Origin of the sequence: Vibrio sp. SCSIO 43155 (assembly GCF_023716605.1) — a bacterium.
Taxonomy (GTDB): Bacteria; Pseudomonadota; Gammaproteobacteria; order Enterobacterales; family Vibrionaceae; genus Vibrio; species Vibrio harveyi.
Genome location: NZ_CP071852.1, coordinates 751137 through 776983 on the forward strand (window position 1 = coordinate 751137; position 25847 = coordinate 776983).

General features: G+C 46.0%; 22 protein-coding genes and 21 tRNA genes. 2 read left to right on the plus strand and 41 right to left on the minus strand.

Annotation, left to right across the window (positions count from 1 at the left end; genetic code table 11):
- Positions 1-27: 27 nt before the first annotated feature.
- From ybeD to leuS, 10 genes are all read right to left on the minus strand, one after another.
- Positions 28-306, minus strand: coding sequence for a DUF493 family protein YbeD (gene ybeD / locus J4N44_RS03430; RefSeq protein ID WP_005384135.1), 279 nt, complete (start codon positions 304-306; stop codon positions 28-30).
- A 126-nt stretch (positions 307-432) separates the two neighbouring features.
- Positions 433-1611, minus strand: coding sequence for a serine hydrolase (locus J4N44_RS03435; RefSeq protein WP_005447533.1), 1179 nt, complete (start codon positions 1609-1611; stop codon positions 433-435).
- Between the two features lie 92 nt (positions 1612-1703).
- Entirely contained in the window at positions 1704-2507 is an 804-nt protein-coding gene (locus tag J4N44_RS03440; RefSeq protein WP_009697737.1) for a septal ring lytic transglycosylase RlpA family protein, read from the minus strand.
- 3 nt (positions 2508-2510) lie between these two features.
- Positions 2511-3632 carry a rod shape-determining protein RodA gene (gene rodA, locus J4N44_RS03445; RefSeq protein WP_005447521.1) on the minus strand — a complete coding sequence of 374 codons (1122 nt, stop codon included), beginning with the start codon at positions 3630-3632 and terminating at the stop codon, positions 2511-2513.
- A complete protein-coding gene (mrdA, locus tag J4N44_RS03450; protein WP_252044852.1) occupies positions 3632-5557 on the minus strand; it encodes a penicillin-binding protein 2 in 1926 nt (641 codons plus the stop codon). The genes rodA and mrdA overlap by 1 nt, the downstream gene beginning before the upstream one ends.
- 29 nt (positions 5558-5586) lie before the next feature.
- Positions 5587-6057: a 23S rRNA (pseudouridine(1915)-N(3))-methyltransferase RlmH gene (gene rlmH / locus J4N44_RS03455; protein ID WP_005447517.1), complete on the minus strand. Its 471-nt coding sequence runs from the start codon at positions 6055-6057 to the stop codon at positions 5587-5589.
- 4 nt (positions 6058-6061) lie between these two features.
- Positions 6062-6379 carry a ribosome silencing factor gene (gene rsfS, locus J4N44_RS03460; protein WP_009697738.1) on the minus strand — a complete coding sequence of 106 codons (318 nt, stop codon included), beginning with the start codon at positions 6377-6379 and terminating at the stop codon, positions 6062-6064.
- Positions 6380-6469: 90 nt separating this feature from the next.
- Positions 6470-7489, minus strand: coding sequence for a DNA polymerase III subunit delta (gene holA / locus J4N44_RS03465; RefSeq protein WP_005447513.1), 1020 nt, complete (start codon positions 7487-7489; stop codon positions 6470-6472).
- A gap of 5 nt (positions 7490-7494) precedes the next feature.
- On the minus strand, positions 7495-8052 hold the full coding sequence (locus J4N44_RS03470; protein WP_009697740.1) for an LPS-assembly lipoprotein LptE: 558 nt from the start codon (positions 8050-8052) through the stop codon (positions 7495-7497).
- 171 nt (positions 8053-8223) lie between these two features.
- Positions 8224-10797: a leucine--tRNA ligase gene (leuS, locus tag J4N44_RS03475; protein ID WP_009697741.1), complete on the minus strand. Its 2574-nt coding sequence runs from the start codon at positions 10795-10797 to the stop codon at positions 8224-8226.
- Between the two features lie 155 nt (positions 10798-10952).
- Here leuS and J4N44_RS03480 point away from each other — a divergent pair, with 155 nt between their 5' ends.
- On the plus strand, positions 10953-11423 hold the full coding sequence (locus J4N44_RS03480) for a zinc ribbon-containing protein (protein WP_005447499.1): 471 nt from the start codon (positions 10953-10955) through the stop codon (positions 11421-11423).
- Between the two features lie 50 nt (positions 11424-11473).
- On the opposite strand, the gene lnt is transcribed toward J4N44_RS03480, so the two are convergent.
- The 5 genes from lnt to miaB all read right to left on the minus strand — a co-directional run bounded on the left by lnt (position 11474) and on the right by miaB (position 17100).
- Positions 11474-12994, minus strand: coding sequence for an apolipoprotein N-acyltransferase (gene lnt / locus J4N44_RS03485; RefSeq protein ID WP_252044853.1), 1521 nt, complete (start codon positions 12992-12994; stop codon positions 11474-11476).
- A gap of 37 nt (positions 12995-13031) precedes the next feature.
- The gene (corC, locus tag J4N44_RS03490) at positions 13032-13931 is read right to left on the minus strand and encodes a CNNM family magnesium/cobalt transport protein CorC (RefSeq protein ID WP_005425551.1); all 900 of its coding nucleotides are present in this window, start codon (positions 13929-13931) and stop codon (positions 13032-13034) included.
- Between the two features lie 106 nt (positions 13932-14037).
- A complete protein-coding gene (ybeY, locus tag J4N44_RS03495; RefSeq protein WP_005425552.1) occupies positions 14038-14502 on the minus strand; it encodes an rRNA maturation RNase YbeY in 465 nt (154 codons plus the stop codon).
- 2 nt (positions 14503-14504) lie between these two features.
- Positions 14505-15602, minus strand: coding sequence for a PhoH family protein (locus J4N44_RS03500; RefSeq protein WP_005447495.1), 1098 nt, complete (start codon positions 15600-15602; stop codon positions 14505-14507).
- Between the two features lie 73 nt (positions 15603-15675).
- On the minus strand, positions 15676-17100 hold the full coding sequence (gene miaB, locus J4N44_RS03505; protein ID WP_005438595.1) for a tRNA (N6-isopentenyl adenosine(37)-C2)-methylthiotransferase MiaB: 1425 nt from the start codon (positions 17098-17100) through the stop codon (positions 15676-15678).
- Positions 17101-17358: 258 nt separating this feature from the next.
- Between miaB and J4N44_RS03510 the strand changes: the two genes are divergently transcribed.
- The gene (locus J4N44_RS03510) at positions 17359-18534 is read left to right on the plus strand and encodes a 2-octaprenyl-3-methyl-6-methoxy-1,4-benzoquinol hydroxylase (RefSeq protein ID WP_053053229.1); all 1176 of its coding nucleotides are present in this window, start codon (positions 17359-17361) and stop codon (positions 18532-18534) included.
- 160 nt (positions 18535-18694) lie between these two features.
- On the opposite strand, the gene J4N44_RS03515 is transcribed toward J4N44_RS03510, so the two are convergent.
- The 26 genes from J4N44_RS03515 to lolB form a co-directional block, all read right to left on the minus strand.
- Positions 18695-18779: transfer RNA gene (locus J4N44_RS03515), tRNA-Leu, on the minus strand.
- Between the two features lie 54 nt (positions 18780-18833).
- Positions 18834-18908, minus strand: a tRNA-Gln gene (locus J4N44_RS03520).
- A gap of 46 nt (positions 18909-18954) precedes the next feature.
- Positions 18955-19039: transfer RNA gene (locus tag J4N44_RS03525), tRNA-Leu, on the minus strand.
- Positions 19040-19060: 21 nt separating this feature from the next.
- A tRNA-Leu gene (locus J4N44_RS03530) sits at positions 19061-19145 on the minus strand.
- 18 nt (positions 19146-19163) lie between these two features.
- Positions 19164-19240: transfer RNA gene (locus tag J4N44_RS03535), tRNA-Met, on the minus strand.
- Positions 19241-19263: 23 nt separating this feature from the next.
- A tRNA-Leu gene (locus tag J4N44_RS03540) sits at positions 19264-19348 on the minus strand.
- A 53-nt stretch (positions 19349-19401) separates the two neighbouring features.
- Positions 19402-19476 (minus strand) — tRNA-Gln (locus J4N44_RS03545).
- A 31-nt stretch (positions 19477-19507) separates the two neighbouring features.
- Positions 19508-19592, minus strand: a tRNA-Leu gene (locus J4N44_RS03550).
- Positions 19593-19625: 33 nt separating this feature from the next.
- Positions 19626-19700, minus strand: a tRNA-Gln gene (locus J4N44_RS03555).
- A gap of 40 nt (positions 19701-19740) precedes the next feature.
- Positions 19741-19825: transfer RNA gene (locus J4N44_RS03560), tRNA-Leu, on the minus strand.
- Between the two features lie 52 nt (positions 19826-19877).
- A tRNA-Met gene (locus tag J4N44_RS03565) sits at positions 19878-19954 on the minus strand.
- Positions 19955-19978: 24 nt separating this feature from the next.
- Positions 19979-20063, minus strand: a tRNA-Leu gene (locus tag J4N44_RS03570).
- Positions 20064-20133: 70 nt separating this feature from the next.
- Positions 20134-20208: transfer RNA gene (locus tag J4N44_RS03575), tRNA-Gln, on the minus strand.
- Between the two features lie 30 nt (positions 20209-20238).
- Positions 20239-20323 (minus strand) — tRNA-Leu (locus tag J4N44_RS03580).
- 33 nt (positions 20324-20356) lie between these two features.
- Positions 20357-20431: transfer RNA gene (locus J4N44_RS03585), tRNA-Gln, on the minus strand.
- Positions 20432-20462: 31 nt separating this feature from the next.
- A tRNA-Leu gene (locus tag J4N44_RS03590) sits at positions 20463-20547 on the minus strand.
- 25 nt (positions 20548-20572) lie between these two features.
- A tRNA-Leu gene (locus J4N44_RS03595) sits at positions 20573-20657 on the minus strand.
- Positions 20658-20729: 72 nt separating this feature from the next.
- Positions 20730-20806: transfer RNA gene (locus J4N44_RS03600), tRNA-Met, on the minus strand.
- A gap of 79 nt (positions 20807-20885) precedes the next feature.
- Positions 20886-20960 (minus strand) — tRNA-Gln (locus J4N44_RS03605).
- Between the two features lie 31 nt (positions 20961-20991).
- A tRNA-Leu gene (locus tag J4N44_RS03610) sits at positions 20992-21076 on the minus strand.
- A 39-nt stretch (positions 21077-21115) separates the two neighbouring features.
- Positions 21116-21192: transfer RNA gene (locus J4N44_RS03615), tRNA-Met, on the minus strand.
- Positions 21193-21477: 285 nt separating this feature from the next.
- Positions 21478-22569 (minus strand): redox-regulated ATPase YchF, encoded by a 1092-nt coding sequence (gene ychF, locus J4N44_RS03620; RefSeq protein ID WP_005449255.1) that lies wholly within the window; start codon positions 22567-22569, stop codon positions 21478-21480.
- 10 nt (positions 22570-22579) lie between these two features.
- Complete coding sequence (gene pth / locus J4N44_RS03625; protein WP_005438598.1) at positions 22580-23170, minus strand: aminoacyl-tRNA hydrolase; 591 nt, start codon at positions 23168-23170, stop codon at positions 22580-22582.
- Positions 23171-23321: 151 nt separating this feature from the next.
- On the minus strand, positions 23322-24266 hold the full coding sequence (locus tag J4N44_RS03630) for a ribose-phosphate pyrophosphokinase (protein ID WP_005449254.1): 945 nt from the start codon (positions 24264-24266) through the stop codon (positions 23322-23324).
- A gap of 27 nt (positions 24267-24293) precedes the next feature.
- Positions 24294-25166: a 4-(cytidine 5'-diphospho)-2-C-methyl-D-erythritol kinase gene (ispE, locus tag J4N44_RS03635; protein ID WP_009696818.1), complete on the minus strand. Its 873-nt coding sequence runs from the start codon at positions 25164-25166 to the stop codon at positions 24294-24296.
- Positions 25163-25801, minus strand: a complete 639-nt coding sequence (lolB, locus tag J4N44_RS03640) for a lipoprotein insertase outer membrane protein LolB (protein WP_005449252.1) — start codon at positions 25799-25801, stop codon at positions 25163-25165. The genes ispE and lolB overlap by 4 nt, the downstream gene beginning before the upstream one ends.
- Between the last annotated feature and the right edge of the window lie 46 nt (positions 25802-25847).

A 25847-nucleotide genomic window follows, 5' to 3' on the forward strand; every position in this document is an offset into this window, starting at 1 on the left:
TCAAAAAAAATTTAATTTATCAAAAAATTATAGAACCATGCGTACGATGTCGATTTCACCCAGTTCTTTGTATAGGGTTTCAACCTGCTCGATAGACGTTGCAGTGATGTTGATAGACACCGAGTGGTAGTTGCCCTTAGCACTTGGTTTTACTGTTGGGCTGTAGTCACCTGGAGCATGGCGCTGGATAACTTCTAGAACTAGCTCTGGAAGCTCAGGCTTTGCATGACCCATTACCTTGTAAGTAAATGAACAAGGGAACTCAAGCAGGTCTTTCAATTTTGCATCAGAGTTGATGGTTAGCATATCGGTAACTCCAGTTGGTATTCGTTGCGGTGCGAAATAGTACAGTCAAATTAGGGTGAACTCAAGATTAACAAAGCCGCCCTAGTTGGCGGCTTTGTAGACTTGTTTGTTGGTCAGAAGCGACTGTTAGAAGAAGCTCTTAAACAACAATACGATGTAGTCCCACATGCGGCTAAATAGGCTGCCTTGGTCTACTGTTTCCAGTGCCATTAGTGGGTACTCAGCAATATCTTCACCATCAATTTGATAGTATAGCTTACCAACTACATCACCTTTCTTAATTGGGGCTTCAAGTTCTTTTTCAAGTACGAAGCTTGCTTTTAGGTTCTTTGCTTCGCCCCGAGGTAGGGTTACGTAGGTATCTTGGTCAAGACCCAGAGCAATGGTGTCTTTGTTACCCATCCAGATTTTTTCTTCTACGAAAGTTTCACCCGCTTTATGAGGTGCCACTGTTTCGAAGAAACGGAAACCGTAGCTCAGAAGCTTTTTACTTTCTGATTTACGTGCATTCGCATCTTTTGTTCCCATCACAACCGCAACTAGGCGCATTTGACCTTCTGTTGCAGAGCTTACTAGGCTGTAACCAGCATTGCTTGTGTGACCCGTTTTGATACCGTCAACATTCATGCTCTTATCCCACAGTAGACCGTTACGGTTGTACTGAGTGATGCCGTTGTAAGTGAACTTCTTTTGAGAGTAGATACGGTACTCGTCTGGTACGTCACGGATCAGTGCTTTACCAAGCAGTGCCATATCGTAAGGTGTTGAGTATAGGTTAGGGTTGTCTAGACCGTGAACGTTCGCAAAGTGCGTGTTCGTCATACCGATCGTATCCGCCCAAGCATTCATTAGATCAACGAATGCGTCTTCTGAACCAGCAATGTGTTCAGCCATTGCCACACACGCATCGTTACCAGATTGGATGATGATGCCACGGTTCAGGTCTTTTACTTTTACCGTCGTGCCAACTTCAATGAACATTTTTGAAGAGTCAGGGAAGTTTTTCGCCCAAGCATTCTTACTGATGGTTACATCATCGTCTTCTGAAATATTACCACGCGCTAGCTCTTGGCCAATTACGTAGCTGGTCATCATTTTTGTCAGACTAGCAGGAGACAATTTTGTGTTCATCTCTTTCTCAGCCAGAACTTTACCTGAGTTGTAATCCATAAGTACGTAGCCTTTGGCTGCGATTTGAGGAGCATCTGGGACAACAACTGGTGAAGCAAAAGCAGATTGAGCGATGGTTGCTGATAGTGCAACCGAAGAAACGAGAATAGATTTCACAAACTTATTTTTATTCATGGTAATTCAAATTTTTTGGTTAACTGCCGACATCTTAACAGAATCCCCACTTATGTAAGAGGGGCTCTGCATAGAAAATCATGACACCAAGGTCATTTGCCAGTTTTGTGTTTTTTAATAAATGCGGACGAATAGCCGAGCAACTTTACTTTATCCAGTGTGGCTTGCGTCAGAGAATAGTCAGTATATGGACCTAACAACAAGCGATACGAACCTTCCGTGGACTCCAAGAAAGTTTCCGTATCCAGCTTTTGACCAAGCTCTTGGCCTAAAGTTCGCGCTCGATCTTCATATTTTGAAGAAGCAACCTGAATGACGTACTTAGGATGGGCCGCTAACGACTTTTCATCGGTCGGTTTATCCACCATGATGACTTCGATCTCTACGTTCGCCGTCCCAGTTTTCACTACGTCAAGCTTGTAAGCTGCCGCGTAGCTCAAATCAATGATGCGACCCTCATGGAAAGGACCTCGGTCGTTAACTCGCACAACCGTGGATTTACCATTGTCGGTATTGGTGACTTTCACGTAGCTCGGTAATGGCAGCGTTTTGTGCGCAGCAGTCATCGAGTACATGTCGTAAATCTCGCCATTCGAGGTTAAATGACCTTGGAACTTCTTGCCGTACCAAGAGGCACGACCTTTTTCCGTAAAGCCTTTTGCATCACGAACGATTTTGTAGTCTGAACCTCGAAGGTTGTAATCGCTGTTACCACCTAAGCTGTATGGTTCGTATTTTGGGTGCGCATCCTCAATGTGCTCGACTGATAATGGCTTTTCTGGAGCTACATCAGATTCAAGTTCATAACGTCCTTCCTGCGTTTTTTGATCGGTGGATGAACAACCCGCCAAAATCAAAGCAGAAAAAACTAAGGAATATAAAGCGCGTTTTTGCATGGTCTAGGTCGCCTTAGAGAATGCTTTTCGGTGTGTATGGATCGACATAAGAATGCCAAAACCAGCCATCAGTGTCACCATTGAAGTACCACCATAACTGATCAACGGTAAAGGTACGCCTACTACAGGTAGGATGCCACTTACCATGCCGATATTTACAAAAATATACACGAAGAAGCTGAGTACAATACTGCCCGCCATCATTCGACCAAACGCTGTTTGTGCTTGGCTTGCGAGGTAGAGACCTCGACCGATAATAAATAGGTAGATGGCTAATAGGCAAAGGAAGCCAATCATACCCCATTCCTCAGCGATTACTGCAAAGATAAAGTCAGTGTGTCGCTCTGGAAGAAATTCTAATTGAGATTGTGTACCTTGCAGCCAACCTTTGCCTGAAATACCACCAGAGCCGATTGCTATCTTACTTTGGATAATGTGATAGCCGGCACCAAGAGGGTCTGACTCTGGATTAAATAGAGTGCGCACACGTACCTTTTGGTATTCGCGCATCAGGAAGAACCACAAAATAGGAATAAAACCACCCAGAGCAATGGCGGCTGCGGCAATGATTTTCCAACTAATACCCGCAAGGAAGATAACGAAAATACCAGAAGCGGCGATCAGAATTGAAGTACCAAGGTCTGGCTGTTTTGCAATAAGAATGGTTGGTAGACAAACCATGATTAGTGCAACAATGAGCGTTTTGAACGTCGGAGGAAGTGGTTGACGACCGATGTAGCGCGCCACCATTAAAGGTACGGCAAGCTTAAGGAGCTCTGAGGGCTGGAAACGAACAAAGCCAAGATTGAGCCAGCGTTGGGCGCCTTTGGAGGCTTCACCAAAGAAGAGCACGCCAAACAACAGAATAACGCCACCAACAAACATTAATGGAGCAAGGCTCTCATAGGTTCTGGGCGAGATCTGTGCCAATACGATCATGACAACCAGTGACAGCACCATGCGCATTGCTTGACGATCCATCATCGCCAAACTTTGACCACTGGCACTGTACATGATGACAAGACCAAAGCCCATCAACGCAAAGATGCCGAGTAACAACGGCAAGTCGATATGGAAGCGTTCAAACAGAGCACGGTTTTTGCCTGTAGAGGGATCCATTTTCATCACTGCGCTACCTCTTTCTTCGCATTGTTTTGTTCTTCATCTGACTCGATTTTTTCAGGACCAAGGATGACACGGTCGAAGATCTTTCTCACAACAGGCGCGCCGTTACTCGAACCACCACCTGCGTTTTCCAGTACCACTGATACGACGACTTTTGGATCATCGAATGGCGCAAAACCGGTAAACAACGCGTGGTCACGTAAATGTTCTGCGACTTCATCTGCGTTGTACTCTTCGTCTTCTGCAAGACCAAATACCTGAGCGGTCCCTGACTTACCACCAGTTTGGTAATCCATATTATAGAAAGAGCGACGAGCAGTACCTTTTGGACCGTGGTTAACCAAACGCATGCCTTCCTTCGCCATATTCCAGTATTTGTCTGGCACATTTTGGATAGGAGGGTAGGTTTCGTATTCAGAGCTTTCTTGCTCCTCAAAGTCGCCACCGTTGTCGATGGTTGCTTTTAGCAAGTGAGGTGCTGTTACAGCGCCTTCGTTAACCAATACTGAGGTCGCTTTCGCTATCTGCATTGGTGTTGCTGTCCAGTAACCTTGCCCAATACCAACAGGGATAGTGTCGCCCTTGTACCAAGGTGTTTTATGACGAGCCATTTTCCATTCACGAGTTGGCATGTTTGCCTTACTTTCTTCGTAAATGTCGATGCCCGTATAATCGCCAAAACCAAACATCATCATCCAATTCGATAGGCGATCAATGCCCATGTCGTAGGCAATTTGGTAGAAGAAGGTATCGACGGATTCTTCAATTGATTTGATGATGTCGACGCGACCATGACCCCAACGTAGCCAGTCACGGAATGGACGAGTATCTGAATTTGGAATTCGCCAGTAACCAGGATCGTTTCGGGTGGTTTTCGGTGTCACAACACCTTCTTCCAGAGCCGCTACAGCAATGAAGGGTTTGATGGTTGAAGCTGGTGGGTAAATGCCAAGCGTTGTGCGGTTCACCAATGGACGGTTTTTATCGTTTAATAGTGCTCGGTATGCTTTACCTGAGATCCCGTGTACGAACGCATTTGGATCGTAGCTTGGGCTAGAAACCATAGTCAATACACCATTGTCTCGAGGGTCGAGTACTACCGCGCTACCACGACGTCCATCTAATAACTGATGCACATAGAGCTGTAGGTTGATATCGAGGTTTAAGACGATGTCTTTACCTGGCACAGGTGGAACGTATTTCAAAGTACGAATGACACGTCCGCGGCTGTTTACTTCCACTTCTTGGTAACCCGCCGTACCGTGCAATAGGTCCTCGTAGTACTTCTCGATACCTAACTTACCGATGTCACGAGTTGCTTGGTAGTTGGCGTCTTTTTCTTCGCGCACTAAGCGCTGCATGTCGCGGTCGTTAATACGAGAAACATAGCCAATCACATGGGTCAGTACTTCGCTGAATGGGTAGTAACGCTTTAGCGTAGCGCTAATCTCAACGCCCGGGAAACGGTATTGATTGACAGAGAAAACCGCAACTTGGTTTTCATCCAATTGAGTCAACAACGGAACTGACTTGAAGCGACGAGTACGCTTACGCTCACGTTGGAAGCGTTCGATTTGCTCTGGTGTGATTTCAAGGATTGTTTGTAGCTCTTTGATGGTGCCGTCAATGTCTTTGATTTTTTCTGGGGTCAGTTCCAGGTTAAAGACGGGGCGGTTTTCAGCGAGCAGAACACCATTGCGGTCGTAGATCAAACCACGGTTTGGTGCAATAGGAACCACTTTAATGCGGTTGTCATTAGAACGGGTTTTATAGTCTTGGAACTGGTTTACCTGAATGTTGTACATGTTGGCAACCAGCAAGCCCATCAAAATCACGATACCTATAAATGCAACAATAGCGCGACTAGAAAATAGACGCGCTTCTGCTTGGTAATCTCGAATTTGACTGCGGCGTTTACGAATCATTAACGCTTGTCTCTACAGCTAAGTAGCGATTATTCGCGGTGGTAAGGGTGGTTAGCAGTAATGCTCCACGCTCGGTATAAACTCTCTGCCATCACGATACGCACAAGTGGGTGTGGCAGTGTCAGTGCTGACAGTGACCAACTTTGATCTGCTGCGGCTTTACAAGCTGGCGCTAAGCCTTCAGGACCACCGATTAGGATCGACACGTCACGACCATCTAGTTTCCATGCTTCTAGCTGTTCTGCTAGCTGTGGGGTATCCCACTTTTTCCCTGGAATATCGAGAGTGACGATACGCGCACCTTTAGGTACCGCAGCCAACATCGCTTCGCCTTCTTTTTGTAAGATGCGTGCGATGTCTGCATTTTTGCCACGTTTACCCGCAGGGATTTCAACCAACTCAAGTGGCATATCATGTGGGAAGCGACGACGGTATTCTTGAAAACCTTCTTCGACCCATTTTGGCATTTTGGTGCCAACGGCAATTAGTTGAATTTTCAAAAGATTAACCCCAGAGTTTTTCTAGTTGGTATAGCTCGCGATGCTCTTCTTGCATCACGTGAAGCATTGCGTCGCCCATGTCTAGGACAACCCATTCACCTTCATTTTCGCCTTCCATACCTAGTGGCTCTAGACCAGCTTTCTTCACTTCAGATGCGACGTGATCAGCGATAGATGAAACGTGACGCTTCGACGTGCCAGTACAAATGATCATGTAATCTGTCACGCTTGATTTGCCTTCTACATTCAGAATAACAATCTCTTCCGCTTTCATGTCGTCGGCTTTATCGGCTAAAAAGTCTTTAAGTTCTTCGCGAAGCACTCGGTTTTCCTCGGTATTTTCTTTTTTGTCTGTGGGCGTTTTAATCTCGTTGAGTTAAAACTGGTCGCGCACTATATCACGCTTTGAAAGCTAAATTGCCAGCTTAATATCAGGAGAGCAGGTTTCTAGGCTCAATTGATGGATAGTTGGCCACACAGATTCATCGTATTGGGTTTTGGCTTTTATCTCAGCATGTGTGAGCAAGGATAAAAGGGCACAAATTCTTGAGGCTGACAGGCGAGTCAGCGCAGCATTATAGAATGGGCGTTTATTTTGCCACACTCGATGCTTTTCAAACACCTGACTCATGCCCATTTGGGTAAGGTCTCGATGCATGTTAAGTAATTGGTTGAACTCTTTCTGTACACTACGGATAAGGATAACAGTCTCTGTGCCTTCGGCTTCAAGCTGGCGCAAAATGCGTTGTGCTCGGTTGGCTTTCCCAGCAAGGAGAGCGTCAATCCAATGGAAAGTCGTAAAGTGGTTGTGTCGGCTCAAGGCTTCTTCAAGGCGCACAACCGTCAGTTCGCCATCTGGGTAGAGTAAAGCGAGCTTCTCTAAGCTTTGTGAGAGTGCGAACAAGTTCCCTTCATGCCACTGTGCCAACATTTGCAGTGATTGCTGATCTGCTTTTAGCCCTAATGTGCGGCAACGAGCCTGTACGAACATCGGCAAACGTTGCAGATCTGGTGTTTGGCAGCTTACCCAATCACCTTTTGCACTCAGCGCTTTAAACCATTTTGCGTTTTCTTGGGCTTTTGTCAGTTTACTGCCCACGATCACCAGCATAATGTCGTCGTGTAGCATTTCACATAGGGTTTGCAGTTCTTTACTAACTGTTGTCGTTACGCCGCTTTCTGGTAGCTCAAGTTCAATTAGTTGGCGACTGGAAAATAGGCTTAGTGCTTGGAAACAATCATATACTTGGTTCCAATCTAAACTAGCGTCAACCGCGAAACGGTGTCTTTCTTCAAAACCTTGCTGGTGCGCCATTGTTTGGATCGCTTGGCGACTTTCTTGAATAAGCAGAGGTTCATTACCAAAAATCAGGTAAACCTGTTTGATGTGTTTCGCTAGATGGTCAGCCAGCTTGTCGGCAAAAATTCGCATTCTGATTAAGAGTTAGTGTTCGTAGAGTTAGTCTTCATCACATCAGGGGTAGGTTGACCTTGTTCGTATTCCGCACGAACTCGACCTAGCTGACGCATCATTTGACTCGCCGCTTGTTGACGCATTTCGTCTTCGATAACGTCACGTTCTACCGACTTCGCCAATGCTGTTAATGGGTTATCAAGGTAGTTGCGGTTTACGGTTGTTTTGAAGTCTTTTGCACCGAAGCCAGGAATGGTCACACGGTATTTCACTACATAAGTAAGTTCTTTCTCTGCCGCACGACTGTTTTGGTACAGCGATAGTGTACGTTCGTCGATAGTCGCTTCGATCAGGTGCAGATTTGGTGTACTTGAAGATGGTTGTACTAAATCTACTTTGTTCAATTCAAGTTGAGCGCGAATATAACGCGTCAATGGGCTGTATTCATCGTAGCTAGTGAAAGACATGGTATGCAGTTCTTCCGGAACCGAGTATTCGCCACGAAGGTGGAAACCACAGGCAGAAAGAAGCCCCGCTAATACCAATACCACTGGTAGTTTAATCAAAGAGAAAAAGCGCATTGATTGTATTCATCCTAAATTGAAGGGGTTATTTACCTTAAACCACTCAGCATGAATGGCTTGAGGTAAATAAACAGGGTAGCGAACTACCCTGCTTAATGACTCTTTACAGGCGAATAAGTTCGCTCTGCTTTGAGTTATTGCTATCTACGTATCGTTTGTCGTGAAAGACTAGTTAGCAACGATGTTCAACAGTTTACCTGGTACGTAAATTACTTTACGGATTGTTAGACCATCTGTGAACTTAGTAACGTTTTCGTCATTTAGACCAAGCTCTTCAACTTGTTCTTTCGTTGCGTCAGCCGCTACAGTCAGTTTCGCACGCAGTTTACCGTTAACTTGAACAACGATAGTCTTCTCGTCTTCAACAAGTGCTTTCTCGTCGAACGTTGGCCATACAGCATTGTCGATGTCTGCTTCACCTAGCGCAGCCCATAGTTCGTATGAGATGTGCGGAGTGATTGGGTAAAGCATTGCAACAACAGCTTTTAGAGCCTCATCAAGGATTGCACGATCTTGCGCAGATTCTTGAGGCGCTTTCGCTAGCTTGTTCATCAGTTCCATGATTGCAGCGATTGCTGTGTTGAACGTTTGACGACGAGCAATATCATCAGTCACTTTCGCGATAGTTTTGTGAACGTCACGACGAAGAGCTTTTTGGTCACCAGAAAGTGCTGCTGCATCTACTGCTTCTGCTGCACCTTTTGATGTGTGCTCGTTTACTAGTTTCCAAACACGTTTCAGGAAGCGGTTAGCACCTTCTACGCCAGACTCTTGCCACTCAAGTGTCATGTCTGCTGGAGACGCGAACATCATGAATAGACGTACTGTGTCTGCGCCGTACTTGTCTACCATCTCTTGAGGGTCAATACCGTTGTTCTTGGACTTAGACATTTTGATCATGCCTGAGTGTTCAACGTTGCGACCTTCGTTATCCGTTGCAGAAGTGATGCGACCTTTACCGTCACGTTCAACTTTAACGTCAGTTGGTGCAACCCACTCTTTACCGCCTTTCTCGTTCTCGAAGTAGAACGCGTCCGCTAGTACCATGCCTTGACACAGTAGTTGCTTGAACGGCTCGTCAGACGTTACGTAGCCTGCATCACGCAGCAGTTTGTGGAAGAAGCGAGAGTACAGTAGGTGCATACAAGCGTGCTCGATACCACCGATGTACTGGTCTACCGGTAGCCAGTAGTTTGCTTTTTCTGGATCTAGGATGTCATCAGCTTGTGGTGAACAGTAACGAGCGTAGTACCAAGAAGACTCCATGAACGTATCGAATGTATCTGTCTCACGTAGAGCAGGTTCGCCGTTAAAGGTTGTCTTTGCCCACTCTTTGTCTGCTTTAATTGGGCTAGTAACGCCATCCATTACTACGTCTTCTGGAAGAATAACAGGTAGCTGGTCAGCGGGTACTGGGTGAACTTCACCGTCTTCAGTGGTTACCATTGGGATTGGTGCACCCCAGTAACGTTGGCGAGATACACCCCAGTCACGTAGACGGAAGTTAACAGTCTTAGTGCCTTTGCCTTCTGCTTCTAGCTTCGCTGCAATTGCATCGAATGCCGCTTGGAATTCTAGACCGTCGAATTCACCTGAATCGAACAGCACACCTTTCTCAGTGTATGCCGCTTCAGAGATGTCTAGCTCGCTGCCATCAACCGGCTTGATAACAGGCACGATGTCTAGACCGTACTTAGTTGCGAACTCGAAGTCACGTTGGTCGTGTGCAGGTACTGCCATTACAGCGCCTGTACCGTAGTCCATCAGTACGAAGTTTGCTACGTAAACAGGAACTTCACGACCGTTCAATGGGTGAATAGCAGTAAGGCCAGTCGCCATACCTTTCTTCTCCATTGTCGCCAGTTCAGCTTCTGCTACTTTGGTGTTCTTACACTCTTCGATGAACGCAGCAAGTTCTGGGTTGTTCTCAGCCGCGATAGTCGCTAGAGGGTGACCTGCAGCGATACCAACGTAAGTGACGCCCATTAGCGTGTCTGGACGTGTTGTGTAAACTTCTAGGTCTTGTTGACCCTTGACTTCAAACTTGAGCTCAACACCTTCAGAACGGCCGATCCAGTTGCGCTGCATGGTTTTCACCATTTCTGGCCAACCTTCAAGTTTGTCTAGATCATCCAGCAACTCTTGAGCGTATTCTGTGATCTTAATGAACCACTGAGGAATTTCTTTTTGCTCTACTGGAGTGTCACAACGCCAGCAGCAGCCATCTTCAACCTGCTCGTTCGCAAGAACAGTTTGGTCGTTTGGACACCAGTTAACAGAAGAAGTCTTTTTGTAAACCAGACCTTTCTCGTAAAGCTTAGTGAAGAACTCTTGTTCCCAACGGTAGTACTCAGGTGTACATGTTGCGAATTCACGGTTCCAATCGTAACCAAAGCCAAGAAGCTTAAGTTGGTTCTTCATGTATTCGATGTTTTCGTAAGTCCATGGTGCAGGTGCAGTGTTGTTTTTCACTGCTGCGTTTTCTGCAGGTAGACCAAATGCATCCCAACCGATTGGTTGCATTACGTTTTTGCCTTGTAGGCGTTGGAAACGAGATACTACGTCACCGATGGTGTAGTTGCGCACGTGACCCATGTGCAGTCGACCACTTGGGTATGGGAACATGGATAGACAGTAGAATTTTTCTTTATTTGGGTCTTCACTTACAACAAAGGTCTTGTTGTCATCCCAGTGCTTTTGAACTTTCTGTTCAAGGTCTTGTGGATTGTATTGTTCTTGCATCGATGGTATCCGGTTATCTTGGAATTTGTGAGTTCGGTTAGAACAGACTTAAATAGATCGTCATAGAATACCTAAAGCTAGGGATCACAACAATAGCCAATCTGTACCCATACGCCTTGAAATGGTGCTTGGTAGTAGAAAGATGGAGGTCAGTTATGCCTAAACGTAAAGCAGGTTATGAGGAAATGCTCGAGGATGTGATTGAAACCTTGAAGCACAGTCCGGATGAAGTTAACAAAGTATTCGAAACGTCGGGCAAAGTGGTGGATGCTGCCAACGACATGACCAAAGACGAGCTCTCACTGATATCAGCTTATGTCAAAGCCGATTTAAAAGAGTTTTCTGATAGCTATGAAGAAGGTAAGAGTGGACCCTTCTATCTCACAATTGCCGATTCCGTTTGGCAAGGTTTGCTCGAAATTACAGACCGAACCAAAGTGGAGTGGGTTGAACTGTTTGATGACTTAGAACATCAAGGTCTTTATGAGGCGGGAGAGGTTATTGGACTTGGCACATTGGTCTGCGATGAATGTGGTCATAAGACGACATATAACCACCCAACTGTGATCATTCCATGCATTAAGTGCAATCATACTGGCTTTAGTCGTCAGTCTCTCAAGCCATAAGAACAGCTTTAACAAACGTAAAAAAAGAGGCCTAAGAGCCTCTTTTTCACTTATGACTTTTTCTTCCTTGATAACCACCAAGCCAACATCAAACTTAATCCAGCCCAAATATACAGAGGCCAAGTGCCGACGATGCGATACGGAGTTTGACCATCGGTAGGAACAAGTTCTGCGCGAAGCACTGCGGTTTCAAATTGAGGGATTTGTTCAATCACCTTACCTTTATGGTCGGTCACTGCGGTTACGCCATTGTTGGTCGAACGAATAAGTGGCTTACCCAGCTCTAGAGCACGCATTCGAGCGATTTCCATGTGCTGTAGTGGACCAATTGAATGACCGAACCAAGCGTCGTTAGAAAGCGTTAGAATGAAATCAGTATCGTCGGTCACGTTCTGACGAACTTGTTCGCTAAAGATGATTTCATAACACAGTGCAGGATCCATGTGCTTTCCATTCGCCACGATGTTTGGCTGAATGAAATCGCCACGGCTGAAGGAAGACATTGGCAAGTTGAAGAATGGTGCAAGTGGGCGCAATACGTCTTCAAACGGCACGAACTCACCAAACGGAAGTAAGTGGTGCTTGTGGTAGCGCTTGTCCATATCAAAGCTGTAATCACCGTATGGATTTACACCCAGCGATAAAATGCTGTTGTAGAATTGACCGTCTTTTCCTTGGTTTACCACACCCGTAATAATGGCGCTGTTGTTCATTTTCGCCGCAGTATCGATGTTTCTCAAGAACGACGGGACTTCAATTTCAAATGCAGGAATGGCAGCCTCTGGCCATACGATGATGTCAGCATCCCAGTTCTCACGAGTGAGGTCTGCGTATTTCATGATGGTTGGCCAGCGTTGGCTCGGTAGCCATTTTAGGTTCTGGTCAACGTTACCTTGGATCAGCGCTACTTTGGTTGTGTCTTCAATGCGAGGAGTTACCCAATCGTATTGGCGAATACCAAAGCCTGCACTTAACAGTACCACAGGGATGATGATCATTAACCATTGCTTGTGAATCCAAGCATACGCCAATGCACCAGCACTGATCATGATGAACAGTGTTAGTAGTTCTACACCACCGATGGGTGCAAAGCTGGCAAATGGTGCGTCAATTTGACTATAGCCAAGCCATAGCCAAGGGAAACCTGTCATAACCCAGCCACGCAGCCAGTCGGTCACTAGCCATAACGCAGGAGCAGCAAGCAATGCTTTGCTTAGGGTAAATTCAGGGAAAAACTTGTTAGTGAGCCACGCAAATAAACCGGTGTATATGGATAGGTAGGCGATTAACAAGCCCATGAGGAATAGGTTTGCAATCAGCGGCATGCCGCCAAAGCCTGCAATGCTAACGTAAACCCAGCTTACTCCTGTCGCAAATTGCCCTAAACCCCATGAATAACCGATCCAAAGCGCACGCCTAGGTGACTGGTCTGCAAGAAGAATAAGTAGGATAGCAGGGCTAAGTATGGCAAGCGGCCATAGCTGATAAGGAGCAAATGCTAGGGTAGTGGAGGCGCCAACAAAAGCGGCCACTAAGGGCCGCTTGAGGCGATGAAAGAGTACATTCATCATTTTATTTTTCTGATATTCCCGATGTTAGGGTATCGCGTTACTCTTGAGTGGCTTCAACCAGCTTTTCTTCGTCTGGAATCGTCACTTGAAGTTGAATGACACGACGGTTGTCGGCTGCCGTTACTTTGAAGCTGTATGCTTCAATATCCACGACTTCGCCACGCGATGGTAGGTGACCAAAAGCAGTCATTACCATGCCGCCAACGGTATCCACTTCTTCATCACTGAAGTTGGTACCGAATGTCTCATTAAACTCTTCAATGGTTGTCAGAGCTCTGACAGCAAACGTGTGTTTGCTCAGCTTACGGATATCGGTTTCTTCATCATCATCGAACTCATCTTCAATATCCCCTACGATTTCTTCAAGGATATCTTCGATAGTTACAAGACCAGAAACACCGCCGAATTCATCGACAACAATCGCCATGTGATAACGTTCTTCACGGAATTCTTTTAGCAGGCGGTCTACACGTTTACTTTCCGGTACTACGACTGCTGGTCGAATCACTTCTTCGATATCAAATGGGTTACTGCCTGAGCCCAAGTATTTGAGTAAGTCCTTCGCTAGTAGAATGCCTTCCACATGGTCTTTATCTTCGCTGATCACAGGGTAGCGAGAGTGTTGAGCATCAGTAATTAGCGCGATCAAAGTATCAAGATCGTCTGTGCGCTCAACGGTAACCATTTGCGAACGCGGGATCATGATGTCACGCACGCGCATTTCAGAGATTTCCATAACACCTTCAAGCATGTCGCGGGTGTCGTGGTCAATCAGGTCATTAATTTCAGAGTCGCGGATTACATCCACAAGCTCTTGGCGGTCTTTTGGTTCGCCTTGAAATAGTTGACCTAGACGTTCAAAGAAGGACTTTCTACTCGGACCTTCTGCCTTTTCTTTCTTGCCTTCATTAGAAGAGGGAGAATTATCTTCGTTCATTGTTTCTCAATTAAGTAACGCTATCAGATGTGTGATAGCTCACATAGAAAGACGAGCACGAGATGGTTATCTGGGTGGTTCGCCTTTCCCTGTCGAGCAACCAAAGTTACTCTTTTTCAGCAATATACGGGTCTTCGTAACCCATACCTTGCATGATTTCTGTCTCGAGGGATTCCATCTCTTCAGCTTCATCATCCTCGATATGGTCATAACCTAGCAGATGCAAGCTGCCATGTACAACCATATGCGCCCAATGTGCTAGTAGAGGCTTGTTCTGCTCTACTGCCTCTTTTTCAACAACTTGGCGACAGATAATCAAATCGCCCAGTAGGTCCATTTCCATACCCGGTGGTACTTCGAATGGGAAAGATAGCACGTTGGTCGGCTTGTCTTTACCACGGTATTCGTGGTTTAGCTCGTGACTTTCTTGCTCGTCGACAATACGAATCGTCAGTTCCGCTTGTGGTTGGAAAAGAGGAATGGTCTTATCTAGCCACAATTGGAAATCTTGCTCAGAAGGTAAGCCTTCTTCATTTTCGACTGCCAGTTGCAAATCAAGTTCAATTGCCATGGTTATTCCTTAGTTGCCGCGACTTGTGCGCTCAGTTCTGCTTTTGCTGCTTCTAGCAATTTGGCATCACGCTCTTCACGACGGCGTTTTTCGAACTCTTTACGTTCTTTCTGGTCTTGCGCTTCCCACTTCTCATAAGCGTTAACGATACGAGCAACCACTGGGTGGCGCACTACGTCGTCAGCTTGGAAGAAGTTAAAGCTGATGTCGTCAACTTCGCTCAGTACCTCAATGGCATGACGAAGACCTGATTTCGCGCCGCGAGGTAAGTCAATCTGTGTGACGTCACCAGTGATAACCGCACGAGAGTTGAAGCCAATTCGCGTTAGGAACATCTTCATCTGCTCGACGGTGGTGTTTTGGCTCTCATCAAGAATGATGAAGGCGTCGTTTAGAGTACGACCACGCATGTAAGCAAGAGGTGCTACCTCAATCACGTTACGTTCAATCAGCTTTTCTACGCGCTCAAAGCCCAGCATTTCAAATAGGGCATCGTAGAGAGGGCGTAGGTATGGGTCGACTTTCTGGCTCAAATCACCAGGTAGGAAGCCCAGTTTCTCCCCCGCTTCAACCGCTGGACGAGTAAGTAAAATACGGCGGATCTCTTGGCGCTCTAGTGCGTCGACGGCTGCTGCAACCGCGAGGTAAGTTTTACCTGTACCAGCAGGACCGATACCGAAAGTGATATCGTGCGTCACCATGTTCATCAGGTATTGACCCTGATTTGGTGTACGAGGCTTGATCACGCCTTTTTTCGTTTTAACAAAGACTTCTTTACCGTGTTCGAAATGTGACTCGGTGTTTTGCTCCAGTACACCTGATTCTTTGATTGCCAGATGGATCTGCTCTGGTTCGATATCAGGCGTTTCGCCGCGGACAGGAGCGGTGTCTACGTAAAGGGTTTTCAGGATATCCAGCGCAGCAGCTGCGGTATGAGGTTTACCGACAATGGTGAAAAGGTCGCTACGGTGGTTAATTTCAACGCCTAGACGACGTTCTAAATGCTTGATGTTGTCATCGAATGGACCGCACAGGCTTGCTAGTCGGCGGTTGTCTGAAGGTTCTAGATTGATTTCTAGCGTTACGATTTTATTGCTCAATGTTGCCTCTCATTTTATGCCACTTAACGAGAGCCTGATAACGACCAGGCTCTCAATGGCTATTTGTACGAGCTTATGGCGTAAAAGTAGCTACACCTAGCTCATCTTCGCGACGTGTTTTCGCCATCATTTGCGTTGGTGAAATCACACTACGAAGGTCCATGTCTTTTTCAGTACGTACTAGCTCACCACGTAGCGAGTTAGCAAATACATCCGTAATCTTCACGTCAACGAACTGACCGATTAGGTCTGCGCTACCTTCAAAGTTTACTACACGGTTGTTTTCTGTACGAGCGCGAAGCTCCATTAGGTTCTTCTTAGAAGGACCTTCAACCAGAACGCGTTGCTCAGTGCCTAGCATTAGACGAGAGTAGCGCATTGCTTGTGCATTTACGGTTTGTTGTAGCTCGTATAGACGCTCTTTCTTCACTTGCTCTGATAGGTCACAAGGGTAGTCTGCCGCTGGCGTACCTGGACGTGGAGAGAAGATGAAGCTGAAGCTCATGTCAAAGTCTACGTCTTTGATTAGCTTCATTGTGTCTTGGAAATCTTTGTCTGTTTCACCAGGGAAACCAACGATAAAGTCTGAACTGATTTGGATATCAGGACGTGCTTTACGCAGTTTACGGATGATCGACTTGTACTCAATCCCAGTGTGAGGACGTTTCATCATAGTCAGCACTCGGTCACTACCACTTTGTACCGGTAGGTGAAGGAAGCTTACTAGCTCAGGTGTGTCTTCGTATACTGCGATGATGTCATCAGTAAACTCTAATGGGTGGCTTGTTGTAAAGCGGATACGATCAATACCATCGATAGACGCAACCAAACGAAGCAGTTCTGCAAATGAACAGATTTCGCCGTCGTGCATAGGACCACGGTATGCGTTTACGTTTTGACCCAGTAGGTTTACTTCACGTACGCCTTGATCTGCTAGCTGTGCGATTTCGAACAGTACGTCATCCATTGGACGGCTTACTTCTTCACCACGAGTGTACGGTACTACACAGTAAGTACAGTACTTAGAACAGCCTTCCATAATAGAAACGAATGCCGTTGCACCTTCAGCACGAGGCTCTGGTAGACGGTCAAACTTTTCGATTTCTGGGAATGAAATGTCCATTACTGGTGCTTCATCCGATTGAGATTGTTTAATCATCTCAGGAAGACGGTGAAGAGTTTGTGGACCAAAAATTACGTCAACGTATGGAGCACGCTGACGGATGTGATCCCCTTCTTGAGTTGCTACACAACCACCTACGCCGATAACTACGCCAGGTTTTTTATCTTTTAGTGTCTTCCAACGACCAAGCTGGTGGAAAACTTTCTCTTGCGCTTTTTCACGGATCGAACAGGTGTTAAGTAGAAGTACGTCTGCTTCCTCTGGCTCTTCGGTCAGCTCATAGCCGTTTGCAGCATTAAGCAGGTCGGCCATTTTTGATGAATCGTATTCGTTCATCTGGCAGCCCCAGGTTTTAATTAGCAGTTTCTTACTCATCTCACTTTCGCTCGTTCAGTTGTACTTAAATCGGAGAGCTATTGCTCAAATTATAGCCGCCATCTCGGCGGTAAGCGGCGTATTGTACTGCTTTAAAAAGCACCTGACTAGTGATCTGACGAATTCTCTGCAAACCCTGATGAAATCTAGTTTTTTGCCCTATATACAGCAAGGTTTTTTGTTAAACAATTTTGTAAAAATAGCCATGGAACGTACAATTAAAAAACGCCAATTAATCAATATGATGAAGAGCAAAAAATGAACAAGTATGACATCGCCGTAATCGGTGGCGGCATGGTCGGGGCAGCGGTGGCTGTTGGGTTTGCCAAGCAAGGCAGAAGCGTTGTAATGGTAGAAGGCGCAGAGCCAAAGGCGTTTGAGTCTTCTCAAGCGTTGGATATTCGCGTTTCCGCGATTTCTCATCAGTCGGTGAAGCTACTTGATTCATTAGGTGCATGGTCCGCGATTGAAAGCATGCGTGTGTGCCCTTATCGTCGTTTGGAAACGTGGGAACATCCTGAGTGCCGTACTCGTTTTCACTCTGATGAACTGTCATTGGAGCAGTTAGGATACATTGTTGAAAACCGCCTAATCCAACTGGGGCTTTGGCAAACTTTCGCACAATACGACAACTTAACGGTGATGTGCCCAGAGCGATTGAAAGATATTCAATTTGCCGAAGTAAACTGTGTAACGCTAGAAAGCGGCGAGCAGTTTGAAGCTAATTGGGTGATTGGTGCCGATGGCGCGAACTCGAAAGTTCGTCAATTGGCGGGTATTGGTGTAACCGCATGGGATTACCGTCAACACTGCATGTTGATCAACGTAAAAACCGAACTCCCTCAACAAGACATCACTTGGCAGCAATTTACTCCCTCAGGTCCACGTTCGTTCTTGCCGTTATGTTCACTAACTGAGGATGGTAAAGAAGTCGGGCAGGGGTCGCTGGTGTGGTATGACTCGCCAAAACGCATTAAACAATTGTGTGCGATGACGAAACCTCAGTTAAAAGAGGAGATCCTACGTCATTTCCCTGCTGAGTTAGGCGATATTGAAGTTTTACAATTTGGCTCATTCCCACTCACTCGTCGCCATGCCCAAAGCTATTCAAACAAGAATTGCGTGTTAGTGGGGGATTCTGCTCATACAATCAACCCACTTGCTGGGCAAGGTGTGAATCTCGGCTTCAAAGATGTTGATGTTCTGCTTTCGGTTACCAATCAGCAAGAGCAACTTAATGATGCTTTGCTCGCCAAGTATGAGCGCGCCCGTCGACCAGATAACTTATTAATGCAAACGGGCATGGATGTGTTCTACAAAGGCTTTAGTAATGATTTAGGTCCATTGAAGTTCGCTCGTAATGCAGCATTGAAGCTGGCGGAAAACTCAGGACCGATCAAAGCGCAAGTATTGAAGTATGCGCTAGGTATGTAAAAGACTTCTGATCACATAGAAAGCGGTCGATAGGAAAGCAATAGATAGAAAAAAAGCGAGCCATGAGCTCGCTTTTTTAATTCGATAAATCAGAGATCTACCGAGTCCAGAATTAGAAAAAAGAAAAAACCCAGCAAACTAATGCTGGGTTTCTTAAGAATGGTGCGGAAGGAGAGACTTGAACTCTCACACCTTGCGGCGCCAGAACCTAAATCTGGTGCGTCTACCAATTCCGCCACTTCCGCAACTTATTCTGTAGTTATCAAGGTAATTGGTAAAACCTCAACAACGTTGTGTAATGGCAGGGCTACCTGGATTCGAACCAGGGAATGGCGGCATCAAAAGCCGCTGCCTTACCGCTTGGCGATAGCCCTACAAGTCTTAGCCTTTCAACTAAGTGCTTTCCGATAAAGGAAAGTATGGTGCGGAAAGAGAGACTTGAACTCTCACACCTTGCGGCGCCAGAACCTAAATCTGGTGCGTCTACCAATTCCGCCATTTCCGCAAAGTATAGATTATTTTTAGATGGTGCGGAAGGAGAGACTTGAACTCTCACACCTTGCGGCGCCAGAACCTAAATCTGGTGCGTCTACCAATTCCGCCACTTCCGCATCTAAAATCTATATTAATGGTGGCTACGACGGGATTCGAACCTGTGACCCCATCATTATGAGTGATGTGCTCTAACCAGCTGAGCTACGTAGCCATTCTATATTCTTTAATCAAGTATGGTGCGGAAGGAGAGACTTGAACTCTCACACCTTGCGGCGCCAGAACCTAAATCTGGTGCGTCTACCAATTCCGCCACTTCCGCAACTTGATCTGTAGTTATTGATGTAATTGGTAAAACATCAATAGCATTGAATATGGCAGGTCTACCTGGATTCGAACCAGGGAATGGCGGCATCAAAAGCCGCTGCCTTACCGCTTGGCGATAGACCTACGGGCGATAGTCCTAAGACATATCAAATAATGGTGCGGAAGGAGAGACTTGAACTCTCACACCTTGCGGCGCCAGAACCTAAATCTGGTGCGTCTACCAATTCCGCCACTTCCGCATAATTACTGAGTAAACTCAATAATCAAAATAGTGGCAGGTCTACCTGGATTCGAACCAGGGAATGGCGGCATCAAAAGCCGCTGCCTTACCGCTTGGCGATAGACCTGCAGGCGATAGTCATAAAGACTAATCAAGTTAGAAAAGCATGGTGCGGAAGGAGAGACTTGAACTCTCACACCTTGCGGCGCCAGAACCTAAATCTGGTGCGTCTACCAATTCCGCCACTTCCGCAACTTTTCTGTCGTCATAAAGGTAATTGGTAAAACCTAAACAACGAAATAAATGGTGGCTACGACGGGATTCGAACCTGTGACCCCATCATTATGAGTGATGTGCTCTAACCAGCTGAGCTACGTAGCCAACACAATATTCTTTAAATCAAGATGGTGCGGAAGGAGAGACTTGAACTCTCACACCTTGCGGCGCCAGAACCTAAATCTGGTGCGTCTACCAATTCCGCCACTTCCGCAACTTGATTTGTCGTTACTGATATAATTGGTAAAACATCAATAACATTCCTATGTTTCAAGGAAGAATAATGGCAGGTCTACCTGGATTCGAACCAGGGAATGGCGGCATCAAAAGCCGCTGCCTTACCGCTTGGCGATAGACCTACAGCGCTCTAATAAAAGAGACTTTAATAATGGTGCGGAAGGAGAGACTTGAACTCTCACACCTTGCGGCGCCAGAACCTAAATCTGGTGCGTCTACCAATTCCGCCACTTCCGCATAATTACTGAGTAAACTCAATAATCAAAATAGTGGCAGGTCTACCTGGATTCGAACCAGGGAATGGCGGCATCAAAAGCCGCTGCCTTACCGCTTGGCGATAGACCTGCAGGCAATAGTCAAAAGACTATTCAATATATGGTGCGGAAAGAGAGACTTGAACTCTCACACCTTGCGGCGCCAGAACCTAAATCTGGTGCGTCTACCAATTCCGCCATTTCCGCATATATTGTTTAGAGCATTTCAAGATGGTGCGGAAGGAGAGACTTGAACTCTCACACCTTGCGGCGCCAGAACCTAAATCTGGTGCGTCTACCAATTCCGCCACTTCCGCATCTTGAACTCTATAAGTTGTCAGTTAATTGGTAAAAACTAACAACTAAATTTTGTCTTTCAAAAGAAAGAATGGTGGCTACGACGGGATTCGAACCTGTGACCCCATCATTATGAGTGATGTGCTCTAACCAGCTGAGCTACGTAGCCATCTTTTTGAGCGAGACAATATAAACCTTCACGCTCTAAGTGACAACCCTTTTTGTCAAAGGAATCCCACTTTAAATAATGGCAGGTCTACCTGGATTCGAACCAGGGAATGGCGGCATCAAAAGCCGCTGCCTTACCGCTTGGCGATAGACCTGCAGACAGTAGTCGTAAAACTACTTAAAACATGGTGCGGAAGGAGAGACTTGAACTCTCACACCTTGCGGCGCCAGAACCTAAATCTGGTGCGTCTACCAATTCCGCCACTTCCGCATCTATTCCTAATTGCTCTTAAAAAAGAACCTTTAGGAATGGTGGCTACGACGGGATTCGAACCTGTGACCCCATCATTATGAGTGATGTGCTCTAACCAGCTGAGCTACGTAGCCAAAACCATGTTTTCTCGTTCTCGTCGCTAAGTTGCCTTGTCGTCGGGAACGGCGCGCATTATGCGAAGTTGAGTGAGATCCGTCAACAGTTTTTTTCAATAAATCCTGCAAAATCCATCGTTCGCTTCCTTTTTAAACAAAGAGGCGCGTTTATGATCTAAAACTGGAAATAAAATGGCTTGCAGTAAGGGACTTAATTTCTTGTTGTTTTAGAAAGGTATAAAAAAAGCCAGCGCTATGGCTGGCTTTTTATGTAAATGAAGTGTTTAGAATTCATTCACTTAATTATACGTTGAAGCGGAAGTGTACAACATCACCATCTTTAACGATGTATTCTTTACCTTCTAGACGCCATTTACCTGCGTCTTTCGCGCCGCTTTCACCGTTGAATTGGATGAAATCATCGTAACCAACAACTTCAGCACGGATAAAGCCTTTTTCGAAGTCTGTGTGGATCTTCGCTGCCGCTTTTGGTGCCGTAGCGCCAACAGGGATAGTCCATGCACGAACTTCTTTCACGCCAGCTGTGAAGTAAGTTTGTAGGTTCAGTAGTTCGTAACCTGCGCGGATAACGCGGTTTAGACCTGGTTCTTCGATACCTAGGTCTGCTAGGAACTCTTCACGCTCGTCATCTTCTAGTTCAGCCATTTCTGATTCAATAGCTGCACATACAGGAACAACAACGTTGTTTTCTTTCGCTGCAAACTCACGTACTGCATCTAGGTATGCGTTGTCTTCAAAACCATCTTCGTTCACGTTAGCGATGTACATTGTTGGTTTTAGCGTTAGGAAGTTTAGGTAGCCAATTGCTGCTAGCTCTTCTTTTGCAAGATCAACAGTACGCGCCATGCCACCTTCTGTTAGTACAGGAAGCAGTTTTTCTAGAACCGTCAGTTCGAATTTCGCGTCTTTGTCACCGCCTTTTGCTTTCTTAGCGTTACGCTGGATAGCGCGTTCACAAGAATCAAGGTCAGCCATTGCTAGTTCAAGGTTGATAACTTCAATATCTTCGATTGGAGATACTTTACCTGCAACGTGAACGATGTTGTCGTTTTCGAAACAACGTACAACGTGGCCGATTGCGTCAGTTTCACGGATGTTCGCTAGGAACTTGTTACCTAGACCTTCACCACGAGATGCGCCCGCAACTAGACCTGCGATGTCTACGAATTCCATTGTGGTAGGTAGAACTTTCTGTGGGTTAACGATCTTTGCTAGAGCATCTAGACGTAGATCTGGCACAGGAACCACACCAGTGTTTGGTTCAATGGTACAGAACGGGAAGTTTGCTGCTTCAATACCCGCTTTAGTTAGTGCGTTAAACAGAGTTGATTTACCAACGTTAGGTAGACCAACGATGCCACATTTAAAACCCATGATAGTAACCTTATTCAGCTTTGAACGTGTGGAGGCGATTTTGTGCTTTTGATAGACCATCCTTAATTAGGATATCTAGACAGCGCACTGATTCGTCAGCTGCGGCGTCTAGTAGCTCTTGCTCTTTCGCTGGAGCTTTGCCTAGTACAAAACCCGCCACTTTATCTTTGTGTCCCGGATGGCCAATGCCGATACGAAGACGATAAAAATCTTTGTTATTGCCCAGTTTGCTAATAGTGTCACGCAGACCATTGTGACCACCGTGACCACCACCTTTCTTAAACTTAGCGACACCTGGCGGTAAGTCTAGCTCGTCATGAGCAACCATGATCTCTTCTGGCTTAATTTGGTAAAACTTCGCAAGTGCTGCGATTGCTTTGCCAGAGAGGTTCATGAAAGTGGTTGGGATTAGCAAACGGAGATCCTGGCCATTGACCATAATGCGTCCTGTTAGGCCAAAGAATTTTGGTTCATTCTTCAGGGTAACGTTGTGAACGCGTGCTAATTCTTCTACAACCCAAGCGCCCGCATTGTGGCGAGTTTTGGCGTATTCTGGTCCCGGATTAGCAAGACCAACAAGAAGTTTGATTGGTTGAGTCAAGGTTAGGATCTCTCTGGAATCTCAAAAAGCGCAGTATGATAGCACAGAATTCTCGCAGTGGGCGACCAAGGGATTTTCTGCCTATCGATACAAATAAAAAAACACCCCAAAGAGGGGTGCTTTTGAAATCAGTTTAACTGAAATGTTCGTATTAGTTGAACATTGCAGAGATTGACTCTTCGTTGCTGATACGACGAATCGCTTCAGCTAGCATGCGAGATAGGCTTAGTGTGGTTACTTTGCCAGTTGCAGCCATCTCTTTAGATAGAGAGATAGAGTCAGTCACGATAACTTGGTCAAGAACAGAGTTCTTAATGTTGTCCGCAGCGTTACCAGAGAATACAGCGTGAGTTGCGTAAGCGAATACACGCTTAGCACCGCGCTCTTTTAGCGCTTCAGCTGCTTTACATAGAGTGCCACCTGTATCGATCATGTCATCAACGATCACACAGTCACGACCTTCAACGTCACCGATTAGGTTCATTACTTCAGAAACGTTTGCACGTGGACGACGCTTATCAACGATAGCGATGTCGATGTCGCCTAGCGCTTTTGCAGTTGCACGAGCACGAACAACGCCACCTAGATCAGGAGAAACCACTACTGGGTTTTCTAGACCACGAGATTGCATGTCTTCTAGAAGTACTGGTGTACCGAAGATGTTATCAACTGGTACATCGAAGAAGCCTTGAATTTGCTCAGCATGTAGGTCGATAGTTAGAACGCGGTCTACGCCAACGTTAGATAGGAAATCAGCAACAACTTTTGCAGTGATTGGCACACGCGCAGAACGTACACGACGGTCTTGGCGAGCGTAGCCGAAGTAAGGAATTACTGCAGTGATACGACCTGCTGAAGCACGGCGCATTGCATCAATCATAACAACCAATTCCATTAGGTTGTCGTTAGTCGGTGCACAAGTGGATTGAATGATGAAAACATCACTACCACGAACGTTCTCATTGATTTGAACTGCAACTTCGCCATCAGAAAAGCGAGAAACAGATGCATCACCAAGAGAGATGTAAAGACGATCAGCAATACGTTGGGCTAGTTCAGGTGTTGCGTTACCAGCAAATAGCTTCATATCAGGCACGGTGGAAACCTCGGGTTTGCGTCCAGTTTAAATAGGTCGGTGTGAGGCTGATTGGTATTCAGCCAAAGTCTCTTTTAGTGGCGAAATATTTCGCCCTTGAGCGACAAATGCCGAGACTTTATCAGAGAGTTGTGCAAGGATAGTTTCTGCTTCGGATTTGCTCGAAAATTCAGCAAAAACGCAAGATCCTGTCCCCGTCAATCTTGACGGCGCGTATTGTAGCAGCCATGAAAGTTGCTTATCAACCTCTGGGTAGAGCATTCGTACAATTTTTTCGCAATCGTTTACGCTTGGCGTGTTCAAAAGCGTTTCTAAATCGCGTTTTGGCGTGTTTCGAGTCAAATCCGGATGTCCGAATATGTCGGCGGTTGCAATAGAAACATTTGGACGAACAACTAAATACCATTTCTCATCTGGATGAGCAGGAGAAAGTTTCTCACCAACGCCTTCAGCAAATGCGGCAAAACCACGCACAAATACAGGCACATCTGCACCAAGTGCAAGACCAATTTCGGCTAATTCATCATCACTAAGATGGGTTTGCCATAGGTAATTGAGCGCAACCAAAGTAGTTGCTGCGTTGGATGAGCCGCCGCCAATGCCACCGCCCATAGGTAAGATCTTATGAAGATCGATATGTGCCCCATAAGAGCATTTCGCATAACGTTGAAGTGCGGTCGCCGCTTTCCAGATCAAATTGTCTTGCAGAGGAACACCTTCGATCTCTGGCGAAATCGTGATCTCACCTGAATCGTTTGCTTGAATGGTTAGTTCATCGCCGTGATCGACGAACTGGAATAGAGTTTGTAACTCGTGGTAACCGTTTTCGGTCCGACCATTGATATAAAGAAAGAGATTCAATTTCGCTGGTGATGGCCAACGGGTTGAAAGATCGATCATTGGGTGATGTTCCATTTTGTGATCACTAAATTAATTTTTACGTCAGACGTACTGAGTTTTAGCTTGTTTGGGAGAGGTAACGTCTGGTTATGCCACTCAATATCACCGTAACGCTGGTAAGCAATATTCCAGTCGTTCAAACCGATCTGTTTGTCCAGTGCTTGGAGAGTATTGGTCGGTGATAGTTGGAAAGAGTCGGCATCTGTTGGTAAGCCAAGTAGCCAATCAGGTAAATGGTCAACTGGCATCATTAAGCCAGTTAATCGGTAAATCAGTTGGTTAGCATCACGAGCGGAGAGTACTTGGTCATCATAGGTTTCGACGGTTGCGCCTTGTGGCGTAATAGTGAGCTTTAATGCGGTTTGACCAAGTAAGGTCGTTAAGCGTAACTGGCTTAGTGACGAAGAGTGCTTCCAGAAGAAATTCAAGCTTTGTCTTTGATCGGGACCAATGTAGCCAAGTTTACCTGTGGCTTGAAAATTTTTAATGGTTTCAAGTCGCTGCTCGTGTGCCTGCCACTCTACGCTGGTGACACTTTCAGGAACAGAACTACAACCTGCGAGAACAATGCTCGACATGAGCAAGATGAGAAAGGAGCGTAAGGTCATGTTTGATGGCTTATTAATCAGTTTCATCGGTAATCGCTCACAACTATAGCATTGAAAAGCCGAGTGAAGGAAA